We start from the raw sequence: 13,369 nt of genomic DNA on the forward strand, positions 1-13,369 counted from the left end.
GCTTGGGGCTTGGGGCTTCGGGCCGAGCGACGACGGCGCGAAGCGGGAAAATGGTGAAGCGGTTGGTGAAGCAGTGAAGCGGTGTAGCGGGTGCGGCGCGAAACCAGGCCCCGACGCGACAGCACCGCGCGTCGGGGCAGGCGTCGGTCAGGCCGCCGCGATCGGGTCCGCGCCGAAGCGGTTCGGGCCTTCGGTGCCGCGCGAGCACATCCACACGAGCAGCAGGATGCCGCCGACGATCGGGATCAGCGCCAGCAGCAGGAACCAGCCCGAGCGGCCCGTATCGTGCAGCCGGCGCACGCTGACCGCGATGCTCGGAATGATCAGCGCGAGCGAGATCAGGCCGAGCACGACGAGCAGCAGCAGCGTGATCAGGCCCGCGTCGTGGCCCGCCGCGCCGACGACCTGCGCGACGATCGACAGCACGCAGGTGAGCAGCGCGAAATACCAGTATTCGGCACGGCGCGCGCGGCCTTCGAAGGTCGCGTATTTATTGAGTACGGAACGAACGGCTTCTGAAAAATTCATCTTATTACCCTCCTGTTTTATATTGACGACCCCGGAAACAACGCCGGCATTATATGTTTGAATTTCGGCGGACTCCAATCTATTTTCACATGGCGGGTAATGCGTTCGCCCGGCTGCAGCGCGTGCCAGTACGGCGCGGGAACGGATACCGCAGCGGAATGCGGCGCCACAGACTTGCATGCCGCGTCATTTTAATAATCTTTAACACCTGACATAAACGACAGCCCCGGATAATCCGGCACTTGATTACAACCGAATGAAACCCGGTACGATCGATAATCGCTGCGAGTGACGCATTCGATTAACCGGCCGGTATTACGCCGGCGCGCAAGGCGCGCTACGCTTCGTCATTCCCGATTCCGGCCGAACCGCACCATGCTCCGTCGTCCATTCGTTCCGTCGCTGTCGCTCGCCTGCGCGCTGGCAACCGGCTGCGCGGGCACGCCGGCCCTGCCGCCCGGCGCGCAGGCGCCTGACGCACCGCATCCCGGCACGATCGCCCTGCACCATGCGTGGAACGGGTCGACGCAAACCCTGCGCGCGCAGGATGCCCCCGCGAGCGTCGCTTTCCGCTGCGCCGACGCGCGCGGCGAACCGTCGGAACGCGCCCGCGCGGCCTGGTGCGTGCCGGTCGTCGAGATCGAATCGGTGTCGGTCGATGCCGCCGGGCGCCCGGTCGCGCCGGCCGACGCCGTCCGGATCGAAAGCACCGCGTACGGGCCCGGCCACCGCTTCCTCGACCATACGCAGCTGAGGCGTGCCGGCCGGCCGCCGGTCTAGCGCCCGTATACGCCGATCACGGGCTTTCCCGGCCCCCTGCCGGCCATGGGGCCGGCGAGGCACCGTTCACGCCGACAACGGGCCGGCGCACGCGCCTAGCCCGCCGCCGCCCGCTGCAGCGCGGCGAGATCGAGCTTCTTCATCGTCATCACCTGCGCCATCACGCGCTCGGCGCGCGCGGGATCACCCGCCATCAGTTCCGGCAGCTGCACCGGCACGACCTGCCACGACACGCCGAACCGGTCGCGCAGCCAGCCGCACTGTTGCGCGCGCTCGTCGCCGCCTTCGGACAGGCGCGCCCAATAGCGGTCGATTTCGTCCTGGTCCCGGCAGTTGACGACGAACGACACGGCCGGCGTGATCTGGAACACGGGGCCGCCGTTCAGCGCGATGAACGCCTGCCCGTCGAGCTCGAACGCGACGGTCATCACCGCGCCCTCCGCGCTGCCGGATGCGTGCGCGCCGGCCTTGCCGTAACGCGCGACGTGCACGATGCGCGCGTTGTCGAACACCGACACGTAGAAACCGGCGGCCGCCTCGGCGTCGCGGTCGAACCAAAGGAACGGGGTGATGCGTTGTATGCGCGGGCTCATGGCGCTGCCTCCTCGATGTCGTGCCGGCACGGCCGCCGGTATTACATCGTAGGCGCTCTTCCCGCACGCGGCGGCGCTCCGGCCCGGCCGGTCGTGCCGTGCGCGGCCGCCGGATAAAAAAGGGGGCGATTTCTCGCCCCCGTTCCTTTCAGCGTGCGGCCCTGCCGCGTCAGAACGCGACGAAAGGCGCCGCGCCGCCGGTCGAGGTCTTGTCCATCCCGAAGTAGATCGTCCTGCCGTAGAAGTGCGGCATGCCGATGTCGAGCCAGCTGGACGAACCGAACGGGCCCGCGATGTCGTTGAACGCGTATGTCGACGGGTTCGAGAACAGCGAATCCGCGTTCATGAACGTGATCGGCACAGTGCCGGACACGCCGTTCTGGCCGGTCAGTGTCGCCGAGTCATTGACCGTAGTCGCCGGGCAGTAAAACTGCGTGTTCCTCGTGCATGCCGTCCCGTTCGCCGACGAATCGTTGAAGAAATACGCGTTCGAGCCCGTATCGAAGAAAGCGGTCACGTTGCGCCCGAGGAACGTCGCGTTGACGTCGCCCGTCGTGGTCGACGTCATCACGGTCTTCCCGGTCAGGTCGGGCAGGCCGAACGTCAGCGTCCCGGTTGCGCTGGCCTGCCCGCTGTTCGAGATGCTCGGCATCGTCACGCTCACCCCGCTGCTGTCGGCGAAACGATGAACCGGGTTGGCCACCTGCTGCGCCACCGGCACGAGCGCGACCGCGCAGCTCGCGTTGTCGCCGTTCGGGCACGCGTAGTAGTTGTTGCTCGACGACGTCGACGTCGCGCAGGTCGTGCCGCAGTCGACCGGCGCCGGCCCGATGCCGAGAATCCCGTTCGCGCCGAGCGCGCTCGCCGAGTTGGCCGACGCTCCGCCGTTCGTGCACGAGGCCGGCACGTTCGTCGTGCCGAGGTCGCCGATGATCTGCACGGGCAGCGAACGCGCCTGCTCGGCGCCGATCGACAGGTCGACCGTGCGCACCGAACCCCACGTATAGCTCGACACGAACTTGCCGCACTCGGCGACCGGCGCGCCGCCGCTCGTCACCTGCGGGAGGCTGCCGAGCACGCCCGACACCGCACTGCCGACGAGCCGCAGCCCGTAGGACGCGGTATCGACGAGCACGTTGTTGACCACCTGGCAGTTCGACGTGCCCGGCGCGCAGACCTTCACGCTGATGGTCGGAATGTTGATCACGTTCGCCACGCCGGCGTTGACGTTGATGACGGCCGTGTTCCCGGAATTGCCGTCCGAGCCGCCCGAACCGTTGTTGCCGCTGTTGCCCGAGTTGCTGCTGCCGCCGCCGTCGCCGCCGCCACCGCATGCGGTCACGAGGATGGCCGTCGCCGCCGCGAGGCCCAGCACGCCGAGCCAGCGCTTGAATGTACGAGGAATGCTCAAGGTCGCTCTCCCGCTGTCACTGGATGTCGGTGCCGGCCAGGCCGGCAGGCAGCGCCGCCGGCAGCCACGCCTGGCCCGAGAAGGCGCCCATGTGGCCGCCCGTCCGGATCACGAGGCCGCTCGTATCGACGGACACGGGCGCGCGCCAGCCGCGCGCCTTGTGCGCCGCCTGGACGCCAGCGGTGTACTGCGGGAAATAGCTGCCGAGCAGCGATGCGAGATCCGGCATCGTCGGCCCTTGCCATGCGAGGCCGAACACGCTGCCGGCGGCCGACGTGTATTCGTGAATGACGGTGCCCGACCCGAGCGTGATTTCGCGGACGGTATAGGCGGCGGCACTCGCCTGCACGCCGTCCGCCGAACGCATCGCGCGCTGCAGCGCACGCACGCTTGCGGCCTGATCGTCCGCCGGCGGCGACATCGGTGCGCCGCCCAGTTCGGCGTGCGCGTGGACGGCCCACAGCACACCCGTTGCAGCCGTCGCGTGCGCGACGGCGCGGCCCAAGCGTTTCAGCTTCACATTCCCTCCCACGGGACTGGCTTCGTGGCAGCGTGCGCGGCGATCGTGCCCGCGCCGCCTGCCGACGTATGAGTCGTATGAATGACGCTTCGTTGCTGCTGACGCGTAGTATGCCTGCTGAGTGTGTCGAAGTGTCAATTCGACGCAGGCCGACCGGCGCGTGCGCAGGCGGCTAGCCCGGGTAAACGTGGTGGACGTTGTGGAAACGGCGCGACGCATGCATCGCGCCGCCCCGCGAGACGGAGGCGCGTCGATGCACGCGGCAGGGTCAGAAGCCCAGGCTGGCGAGCAGGTCGTCGACCTGCCCCTGGTCCTGGACCACGTCGGATTTGCCTTCCGGCGCGATCTGCGGGCCGTTCAGCAGCGACTCGGGGCTGCCGGTCGAGCTCATCTGCTCGGCGGCGAGCGCGGCCGCGGTGGCCGCGAACTGCTCGCGCCGCTCGGGCGCGATGTTCTCGACGAGCACCGTGAGGAGCTGCTGCTCGATCAGGTAGACCATGTCCATGATCTTCTTGATCACCTGCCCGGTCAGGTCCTGGAAATCCTGCGCGAGCATGATCTCGAGCAGTTGCGCGCTGGTCGCCGACGTCGATTCGGGCAGCGTGCGCAGGAACGTGCGCGTATCGTCCATCAGCTCGCGCACTTCCGCGTGCTCGATCGGCGCCGCATACCACTGCGCCCAGCGCGCGTCGAGTGCTTCGGCTTCGCTCTGGAGGCGCGCCTGCATCGGCTTGGCCACCTCGATCGCATTCAGCACGCGCTCGGCGGCCTGCTCGGTCATCGTCGCGACGTAGCGCAGCCGGTCGCGCGCATCGGGCACGGCTTCGGCCGCCCGCTCGACATGCTTGTCGAGCCCGAGCTCGCGCATCGAATCGCGCAGCGTGCGCGTGACATGGCCGATGCGCGCGAGGATGCGGTCGCTCGCGTAATCGGCACCTTCGGCCTGGCCGTCGGCGCTGAACCCGGCGCCCGTCAGCGCGGCATGGATCGGCTCGTTCACGTCAGCTCCCGGCCTTCGCCATCTTGTCGATGATCTTGTTCAGCTTCTCGTCGAGCGTCGCGGCCGTAAACGGTTTCACGACGTAGCCGCTCGCGCCGGCCTGCGCCGCCGCGATGATGTTCTCCTTCTTCGACTCGGCCGTGACCATCAGCACCGGCAGGTGCGTGAGCGTCGCGTCCGCGCGGATTTCCTTCAGCATCGCGAGGCCGTCGAGGTTCGGCATGTTCCAGTCCGAGATCACGAAGTCGTAGCCGCCGCCGCGCAGCCGCGCGAGGCCGGCGAGGCCGTCCTCGGCCTCGTCGACGTTCGAGTAGCCCAGTTCCTTGAGCAGGTTGCGGACGATCCGGCGCATCGTCGGGAAATCGTCCACCACCAGGATTTTCATGCTCTTGTCCATCGTCGTTCCTTTCCAGATTCGTTTCCGTCGGGACGCGCATCGTGGCACGCGCCCCGTGACATTCCATTCAAACGCGCTGCACGCGGTCGCCCATCGTCGCCAGGCGCGCCATCACGCGGCGGCTCATGTCGGCGAGCGGCGCGACCTCGTCCGCGCCGCCGAGCGCGATCGCCTCGCGCGGCATCCCGAACACGATGCAGCTTGCTTCGTCCTGCGCGAACGTGTGGGCGCCCGCGCGTTTCATTTCCAGCAGGCCGGCCGCGCCGTCGCGGCCCATCCCGGTCAGGATCACCCCGATCGCGTTCTTGCCCGCGTGCGTCGCCGCCGAGCGGAACAGCACGTCGACCGACGGGCGGTGCCGGTTGACCGGCGGCTCGTCCGACAGTTGCGCAATATAGTTCGCCCCGCTCCTCGCAAGCAACAGGTGCGCGTGGCCCGGCGCGATATACGCGTGGCCCGGCAGCACGCGCTCGCCGTGCTCGGCTTCCTTCACCGCGATCCGGCACAGGCCGTTCAGCCGCTGTGCGAACGATTTCGTGAAGCCCGGCGGCATGTGCTGCGCGATCAGCACGGCCGGCGCGTCCGGCGGCAGCGGCGTCAGCACTTCGCGGATCGCCTCGGTGCCGCCCGTCGATGCGCCGATGATGATCAGCTTCTCGGTACTGACGAGCGGGTTGTTGATCATCGGCGCGGCCGCGTGGCTGTCCGCCGCGCGCGCGACGGCCTGCGGCTGCGGCGCCTGGCGCACGCGCGCACGCGACGCCGCGCGGATCTTGTCGGCGAGCTTTTCCGCGTAGTCGAGCATCCCGTCGCGAATCCCGACGCGCGGCTTCGTGACGAAATCGACCGCACCGAGCTCGAGCGCGCGCAGCGTGATTTCCGAGCCGCGCTCGGTCAGCGACGACACCATCACGACCGGCATCGGCCGCAGGCGCATCAGCTTCTCGAGGAAGTCGAGCCCGTCCATGCGCGGCATTTCGACGTCGAGCGTGAGCACGTCGGGGTTGTGCTGCTTGATGAGCTCGCGCGCGACGAGCGGATCGGGCGCGGTCGCGACCACCGTCATGTCGGGCTGGCTGTTGATGATCTCGGTCATCAGGCTGCGGATCAGCGCCGAATCGTCGACGCACAACACTTTGATCTTCTGCACTGCGGTCATGCCTCCTGCTTTCTTGATAGGTTCGCCGCATACGGGCTGCCGGCTTGCGGGTTCGCTGCCCGTAAGCCACTGGAGCCGCCGGCGCCGCCCGGCGCCGCGCCGCGTGCGCCGAACAGCTCGATACGCGGGCGCGCCGGCTGCGGCGCGGCCGGCCGTTTCGCCGCAAACAGCTCGACGTGAGGGCGCGGCCGCGCGGCGCGCAGGCGGTCGGCCTCGCGCGCGAGCGCGGCTTCGCGCTCGGTCACGCCCGGCACCTGCAGCCGCAGCTTCTTCACCATCGCGCGGCCCGTGCGCGGCATGAATGCGACCTTGCGCGGATGGACGTCCTGCAAGTCCTCCGCTGTGATGCGGATGCGTTCGAGCGCCAGGTAGCGGCGCACGAAATCGGCGTTGCGATCGCCGATGTTGATCGTCGTCATGCCGGCCAGCACGGCCGCGCCGCCGAACACCTTCGCCTCGAAGCGCTCGCGGCGCCCGCCGGCCTTGATCAGCTCGTTGATCAGCACTTCCATCGCGTACGCGCCGTAGCGCATCGAGTCGGACGCGGCCGCGCCCGCATCGGCGCCGTCGTCGGGCAGCATGAAGTGGTTCATCCCGCCGATGCCCGCGTACGGATCGTGAATGCACGCGGCGACGCACGAGCCGAGCACGGTCATCAGCACCATGTCCTCGGACGTCGTGTAGAACTCGTTCGGCAGCAGCTTCACGCCGGGCAGGCCGAAGTGGTTGTCGAAGTAGCGATTGGTCGCGATCGGCAGTGCGCTCATCCGCGCTCTCCAAAGGCGGGCACGGCGCCCGCGGCCCGCACACGCACCGGCGACGCCGTCGCGGCCGCCGCGGCCGCCTGCGCGCCGCGCGGCCGCGCGCCCTGCGCGGCGTCGCGGGTCAGTTCGTACACCGTCTGCCCGCGCAGCCGGAACGCCTGCGTGACGTACGTGAAGTTTTCCGAATGGCCGGCGAACAGCAGCCCGCCCGGCTTCACGAGCGGCTCGAAGCGCGACAGCACCTGCCCCTGCGTCGGCTTGTCGAAATAGATCATCACGTTGCGGCAGAAGATCGCGTCGAACGGCTTCGCGATCCCGTAGTCCGCATCGGTCAGGTTCAGCTGCTCGAAGCGGATCATCGCGCGCAGCTCGGGGCGCACCTTCACGCGGCCGGCCTGCGCGCCCGTGCCCTTCAGGAAGAAGCGCTTCAGCCGCTCCGGCGCCAGGTGCTTGACCTGGTCATACGTGTAGATGCCGGCCTCCGCCTTCGCGAGCACCTGCGTGTCGAGGTCGGTCGCGAGGATCGACGCGCCGCGCGCGGCCGATTCGCCGAGCGCCTCGATCAGCGTGATCGCGATCGAGTAAGGCTCCTCGCCGGTCGACGCCGCCGAACACCAGACCGATACGGGCGCCGGGCGCCCTTTCACGAAATCCGCCAGGATCGGGAAATGGTGCGACTCGCGGAAGAATGCGGTCAGGTTCGTCGTCAGCGCATTGGTGAACGCTTCCCACTCGAGCGGATCGTCTTCCTGCTCGAGCAGGTCGAGGTAGTCGCGGAACGTGTCGAGGCCGCGTGCCCGCAAGCGGCGCGCGAGACGGCTGTACGCCATGTCGCGCTTGTGCTCGGACAGCGAGATCCCCGCGCGTTGATGGATCAGCGCGCGGATGCGTGCGAAATCCGCGCCCGTGAACGCGAAGTCGCGCCCCGGCTCGCCCGCGCGAGGCGAGGCATCCGGTGCATCGGGTCGAAACGGCGCGCGCGCGTGCGACATGATTTAGAAGGTCTCCCAATCGTCATCGGACGTGCCGGACGTGGCCGGCGCCGGCTTCTCGCCGTTCAGCGCCGGGCGCACGAGCGCGGGCTTCGCGGCCGGCTTGCCGGCCGGCGCGGCGGTTTTCGCGAGACGCGGCCCGTAGCCGCCCGCGGCGGCGCCACGGGAAGCCGGCGCGTCCTTCGGCGCATGCGCACCGGCATCGGCCGCGCGCTTCGGTTCTTGACCGGCGCCCGACGCGGCCGCGGCACGCGGCGCCGGCGCGGCACGCCGTGCCGGTTGGGCGGCGGCCGGCGGGGCCGGCAGCGCGGCGACCGGCGCCGCGTCGAAACGCGGCTCCGACGTCAGCGCCGGCGCAGGCGCCGGTTCATGCGCGACCGGCCGCGCGACACCGCGCGACGGCGCGAGCACGATGCCGCCCGCGACGCGCCAGCCTGCGACGACCGTCTTCATCTGGCGCGTCTGCTCCTCGAGCGACGCGGCCGCGGCGGCGGCCTGCTCGACGAGCGCCGCGTTCTGCTGCGTGACCGAATCCATCTGGCCGACGGCACGGTTGACCTGCTCGATGCCGGTCGACTGCTCCTCGGACGCGGCGCTGATCTCGCCCATGATGTCGGTCACGCGGCGCACGGCCTGCACGATCTCGTCCATCGTCGAACCGGCGCGCGACACGAGCGCCGACCCGCTTTCGACCTTCTCCGCCGAATCGCCGATCAACTGCTTGATTTCCTTCGCGGCGCTCGCGCTGCGCTGCGCGAGCGAGCGCACCTCGCCCGCGACCACCGCGAAGCCGCGGCCCTGTTCGCCCGCGCGCGCGGCTTCGACCGCCGCGTTCAGCGCGAGGATGTTGGTCTGGAATGCGATGCCTTCGATCGTGCCGATGATGTCGACGACCTTGCCCGAGCTCGCCGCGATGTCCTGCATCGTCGACACGACCTGGCCGACCACGTCGCCGCCCTGCGTCGCGATGTCCGACGCGTTCACCGCGAGCTGGCTCGCCTGCCGCGCGTTCTCCGCGTTCTGGCGCACGGTGCCCGTAAGCTGCTCCATGCTCGACGCGGTTTCCTGCAGCGACGCGGCCTGCTCCTCGGTACGCTGCGAGAGATCGGTGTTGCCGGTCGAGATCTCGCGTGCGCCGACGTCGATCGATTCGGTGCCGCGATGCACGGCCTGCACCATCGCCGTGACGGCGTCCTGCATCCGCTTGATGCCGCCGAACAGGCGGCCGATCTCGTTGGTGCTGAATACGTTCACCGGCTGCGTGAGGTCGCCGCCGGCGATGCGCTCGAAGTGCGCGATCGCGTCCTCGAGCGGCTGCACGATCAGCCCGCGCAGCGCGAAGCGGATCGCGATCACGACGACGAACGCGATCGCGATGCCGGCCGCGATCAGCCCGATCATCAGCGAGATCTGCGACTGCGTCGCGGCCTGGCGTTCTTCCGCGCGCTTCTGCAGCGACGCGATCACGGCCGCCGCGGTCTGGTCGAACGCGACGAACATCGGGCTGATCTTCGCGTCGGCAATCGCGTGGTACGCCGCCATGTCGCCCGCGCGCGCCGCCGCGAATTCCGGCTCGACGCCTTCCTTCACGATCGTCGTGTAGCGTGCGGTGAGCTCGTCGAGGAGCGCCTGCTCGACGCCGAGCTTCGGCAACGACTGGAACGCCTGCCAGTTCTGGTTCGACTTCGCGAACAGCTCCTGCGCGCGGTCGAGCACCTTCGGCGCGTCGGCCGTGTTGCCGGCTTCGGTCAGCGTGCGGAAGCGGTCGAGCGCGACGCGCGAGCGCAGCAGGTGCGCGGCCGTGTCGTCGAGCGTGTGGATCGCCGGCAGGTCGACGTGCGCGATCTCGTCGAGCGAGCGGCTCGCGTGATTCAGCGCGTACAGGCCGAGCCCGCCGACGGCTGCGGCCAGCGCCACCAGGATGAGTCCCACCGCCGTGAGCGTCGTGCGGATCGACCAGTTATGCAACATTGCAGATTCTCCCGAAATTCCTGCGCGCGCGGCGCGCTTACCCGCCGAGCGTCTCGATCAGCGCCATTTCACGGCTCGACATCAGCTTCTCGATGTCCATCAGGATCAGCATCCGGCCGTCGACCGTGCCGAGGCCCGTCAGGTACTCGGTCGTCAGCGTCGCGCCGAATTCCGGCGCCGGCATGATCTGGTCGGTCTGCAGCGTCAGCACGTCCGACACGCCGTCGACCACCATCCCGACCACGCGATGCGCGACGTTCAGGATGATCACGACCGTCTGGTGGTCGTACTCGACGCGGCCGAGATGGAACTTGATCCGCATGTCGACGATCGGCACGATGATCCCGCGCAGGTTGATCACGCCCTTGATGAAATCCGGCGCGTTCGCGATGCGCGTGACGCTGTCGTAGCCGCGGATTTCCTGCACCTTCAGGATGTCGATCCCGTATTCCTCGTCGCCGAGCGTGAACACGAGGAATTCCTGGCCCGTCGCGTCGCCTTGTTCCGCGTCGCGGCGGCTCGTTGCCGCGTTCGCCGCGGCCGGATTGATCATTTGGACTTCAGCAGACACGTTTGCCCCCAATCGGTTGAATGGCGAGAGACATCAGAACATCGCGAGCTCGGCGCCGGCACGGGCGCCGTGCGTCGCACGGGTTTCGCGGTTCAGCGCCGCGACGTCGACGATCAGCGCGACGCTGCCGTCGCCGAGGATGGTCGCCGCCGAGATGCCGTGCACCTTGCGGTAGTTGGTTTCGAGGTTCTTCACGACCACCTGCTGCTGGCCGACCAGTTCGTCGATCAGCATCGCGAAGCGGCGCCCCTCGGTTTCCATGATCGTGACGATCCCCTGCGTCGGGTCGGTGCGCGCGTCATCGACCGAGAACACCTCGTGCAGCGCGACGAGCGGCAGGTATTCGCCGCGCACGCGCACCACGCGCTCGCCGTTGCCGACCGTGTAGATGTCGTCGTTCGACGGCTGCAGCGACTCCATCACGAAGTTCAGCGGCAGGATGAAGATCTCGTTGCCGACCTTCACCGACATCCCGTCGAGGATCGCGAGCGTGAGCGGCAGCACGATCCGCGTGGTCGTGCCGCGGCCGGCCTGCGACGTGATCTCGACGTGGCCGCCCATCGACTGGATGTTGCGCTTCACGACGTCCATCCCGACGCCGCGGCCCGACACGTCGGTCACCGTCTCGGCGGTCGAGAAGCCCGGCGCGAAGATCAGTTGCCAGACTTCGTCGTCGCTGATGTTGTCGGACACCTGCATGCCCTGTTTCGCGGCCTTCGCGAGAATGCGTTCGCGGTTCAGGCCCGCGCCGTCGTCGCTCACCTCGATCACGATGTTGCCGCCGTGATGCGCGGCCGACAGCACGAGCTGGCCGACCGCATCCTTGCCGGCGGCGACGCGCTTGTCGACCGTCTCGATCCCGTGGTCGAGGCTGTTGCGCACGAGGTGGGTGAGCGGATCGATGATCCGTTCGATCAGGCTCTTGTCGAGCTCGGTCGCCTGGCCGAACGTGACGAGCTCGACCTGCTTGCCGAGCTTGCCGGCGAGGTCGCGCACGAGCCGCGGGAAACGGCTGAACACGTAGTCCATCGGCATCATCCGGATCGACATCACCGCTTCCTGCAGGTCGCGCGCGTTGCGCTCGAGCTGCGCCATCCCGTTGAACAGGCGGTCGTGCAGCGCCGGATCGAACGCGCTCGCGGTTTCCGCAAGCATCGCCTGCGTGATCACGAGTTCGCCGACGAGGTTGATCAGCTGGTCGACCTTCTCGACGCCGACGCGGATCGAGCTGCCTTCGGCGCCCGATGCGGCCGCGGCGGCCGGGCGCGCGCGCTTGTCGTCGTGATGCGCGGCGGCCTGCGGCGCATGGTCGGCGTGCGCTGGCTGGGCCGGCTGCGGCGCCGGCGCGGCGGGCGCGGGCGGCGCTGCGGATGCCGGTGCGGCCGGTTGCGCGGCGGCCTGCGGCGCGAAGACCTCGGCGCGCACCGGTTGCGCGGCGGCGGCCGGTTCTGCAGCGGGGGCCGGTTCCACAGCGGATGCCGCGGCGTCATGAGCGGCGGCCGGTGCGGCCGGCGCCGTGCCGCGCGCGACGCGGATCTGGCTTTCGTCGATCACGAAGCAGCACACGGCGACGATGTCGTCGGACGGCACGTCCGATTCGACCCACAGCGTCAGGTCGGCGCCCACTTGCTCGCGGCCCACGATCCGGCCGAGGTTGCCGAGTTCTTCGGTCAGCAGCTCCTGGTCCTTCGCGTCGACGCCCACGAGCGTGATCTTCAGGTGCGGGCCGCCTTCGTCCGCGCCGGCATCGGCTGCCGGATGCGCAGCCGCGACGGCCTGCTCGACCACGTGGTCGGGCGCACGAGCGTCGCCGGCGGCCGTCTCCACGGCCGGAGCAGCCGGAGCAGCCGGTTCAGCGGCAGCCGGCGCGTCCGCGCCGCTCTCGGCCTTCAGCCGCTCGAGCTTCGCGCAGATCGTCGCGGCGGCGGCCGCGTCCGGTTCCGCGCTCGCGCGGTAGTCGACGAGCTGGTCGGACAGCACGTCCTTGGTCTCGAGGAACGCGTCGACCATTTCCTTGGTCAGCGTCAGCTCATGGTTGCGTGCGCGGTCGAGCAGCGATTCGAGGATGTGCGTCGTATCGGTCAGCGCGGAAAAGCCGAACGTCGCGGCGCCGCCCTTGATCGAATGCGCGGCGCGGAAGATCGCGGCCAGATCCTCGGGGTCGGGCGAACCGACGTCGAGGTTCAGCAGCAACTGCTCCATCTGCGCGAGCAGCTCGTCCGCTTCGTCGAAAAATGTCTGGTAGAACTGAGTGATGTCGAGAGTCATGCCCGGTCCCGGGTTGAATGCGTCGCGTGAATGTCAGGAGGCGGCCGGTTCGGACAGCGTCGCGACCAGGTCGACCAGCACGGCGGGGTCGATCGGCTTCTCGATCCAGCCGGTCGCGCCCGCGTCGCGCGCGGCGTCCTTGAATGCGTCGCTGCCTTCGGTCGTCAGCACGAGGATCGGTGTTTCCGTATAGGCGGTCAGCTTGCGCAGCGCGGCGATCACTTCGAGCCCGCTCTTGCGCGGCATGTTCTGGTCGGTCAGCACCAGGTCGTACGGCACGGTGGCCGCCAGGTCGAAGCCGGCCTCGCCGTCCGGCGCCACCGTCACGTCGTAGCCGGCCTGCGCCAGCGTTGCCTGGAGCAGCGCACGCATGGTCGCGGAGTCGTCGATGGCGAGAATGGTTCGGATCATGTCT

The 13,369-nt window shown here is 69.0% G+C and carries 14 protein-coding genes; 1 reads left to right on the forward strand and 13 read right to left on the reverse strand.

What is annotated here, in order from left to right; all coding sequences use genetic code 11:
- Window positions 1-147: 147 nt before the first annotated feature.
- Window positions 148-528, reverse strand: coding sequence for a DUF805 domain-containing protein (locus tag FOZ70_RS25625; protein ID WP_021162679.1), 381 nt, complete (start codon window positions 526-528; stop codon window positions 148-150).
- A 375-nt stretch (window positions 529-903) separates the two neighbouring features.
- Between FOZ70_RS25625 and FOZ70_RS25630 the strand changes: the two genes are divergently transcribed.
- Entirely contained in the window at window positions 904-1,308 is a 405-nt protein-coding gene (locus tag FOZ70_RS25630; protein WP_219707161.1) for a hypothetical protein, read from the forward strand.
- Between the two features lie 95 nt (window positions 1,309-1,403).
- Here FOZ70_RS25630 and FOZ70_RS25635 read toward each other — a convergent pair whose 3' ends face one another.
- The 12 genes from FOZ70_RS25635 to FOZ70_RS25690 form a co-directional block, all read right to left on the reverse strand.
- Window positions 1,404-1,901, reverse strand: a complete 498-nt coding sequence (locus FOZ70_RS25635) for a VOC family protein (RefSeq protein ID WP_021162681.1) — start codon at window positions 1,899-1,901, stop codon at window positions 1,404-1,406.
- A 169-nt stretch (window positions 1,902-2,070) separates the two neighbouring features.
- A complete protein-coding gene (locus FOZ70_RS25640; RefSeq protein ID WP_060048993.1) occupies window positions 2,071-3,312 on the reverse strand; it encodes a DUF3443 family protein in 1,242 nt (413 codons plus the stop codon).
- A gap of 16 nt (window positions 3,313-3,328) precedes the next feature.
- On the reverse strand, window positions 3,329-3,832 hold the full coding sequence (locus FOZ70_RS25645; RefSeq protein WP_059678248.1) for a DUF2844 domain-containing protein: 504 nt from the start codon (window positions 3,830-3,832) through the stop codon (window positions 3,329-3,331).
- A gap of 268 nt (window positions 3,833-4,100) precedes the next feature.
- Window positions 4,101-4,832, reverse strand: a complete 732-nt coding sequence (gene cheZ / locus FOZ70_RS25650; RefSeq protein WP_021162684.1) for a protein phosphatase CheZ — start codon at window positions 4,830-4,832, stop codon at window positions 4,101-4,103.
- A 1-nt stretch (window position 4,833) separates the two neighbouring features.
- Window positions 4,834-5,229 carry a chemotaxis response regulator CheY gene (gene cheY / locus FOZ70_RS25655; protein ID WP_006485893.1) on the reverse strand — a complete coding sequence of 132 codons (396 nt, stop codon included), beginning with the start codon at window positions 5,227-5,229 and terminating at the stop codon, window positions 4,834-4,836.
- Between the two features lie 67 nt (window positions 5,230-5,296).
- On the reverse strand, window positions 5,297-6,388 hold the full coding sequence (locus FOZ70_RS25660; protein ID WP_042977249.1) for a chemotaxis response regulator protein-glutamate methylesterase: 1,092 nt from the start codon (window positions 6,386-6,388) through the stop codon (window positions 5,297-5,299).
- Complete coding sequence (gene cheD / locus FOZ70_RS25665) at window positions 6,385-7,155, reverse strand: chemoreceptor glutamine deamidase CheD (protein ID WP_059493932.1); 771 nt, start codon at window positions 7,153-7,155, stop codon at window positions 6,385-6,387. The genes FOZ70_RS25660 and cheD overlap by 4 nt, the downstream gene beginning before the upstream one ends.
- Complete coding sequence (locus FOZ70_RS25670; RefSeq protein WP_111998726.1) at window positions 7,152-8,144, reverse strand: CheR family methyltransferase; 993 nt, start codon at window positions 8,142-8,144, stop codon at window positions 7,152-7,154. The genes cheD and FOZ70_RS25670 overlap by 4 nt, the downstream gene beginning before the upstream one ends.
- Before the next feature lie 3 nt (window positions 8,145-8,147).
- Window positions 8,148-10,115 carry a methyl-accepting chemotaxis protein gene (locus tag FOZ70_RS25675; RefSeq protein WP_059814651.1) on the reverse strand — a complete coding sequence of 656 codons (1,968 nt, stop codon included), beginning with the start codon at window positions 10,113-10,115 and terminating at the stop codon, window positions 8,148-8,150.
- A 37-nt stretch (window positions 10,116-10,152) separates the two neighbouring features.
- Window positions 10,153-10,668 (reverse strand): chemotaxis protein CheW, encoded by a 516-nt coding sequence (gene cheW / locus FOZ70_RS25680; protein WP_021164320.1) that lies wholly within the window; start codon window positions 10,666-10,668, stop codon window positions 10,153-10,155.
- Window positions 10,669-10,719: 51 nt separating this feature from the next.
- Entirely contained in the window at window positions 10,720-12,954 is a 2,235-nt protein-coding gene (gene cheA, locus FOZ70_RS25685) for a chemotaxis protein CheA (RefSeq protein ID WP_219707162.1), read from the reverse strand.
- A 33-nt stretch (window positions 12,955-12,987) separates the two neighbouring features.
- Window positions 12,988-13,365: a response regulator gene (locus FOZ70_RS25690; RefSeq protein ID WP_021164383.1), complete on the reverse strand. Its 378-nt coding sequence runs from the start codon at window positions 13,363-13,365 to the stop codon at window positions 12,988-12,990.
- Between the last annotated feature and the right edge of the window lie 4 nt (window positions 13,366-13,369).

The organism is Burkholderia sp. COPS (assembly GCF_019425585.1).
Lineage (GTDB): Bacteria > Pseudomonadota > Gammaproteobacteria > Burkholderiales > Burkholderiaceae > Burkholderia > Burkholderia cepacia.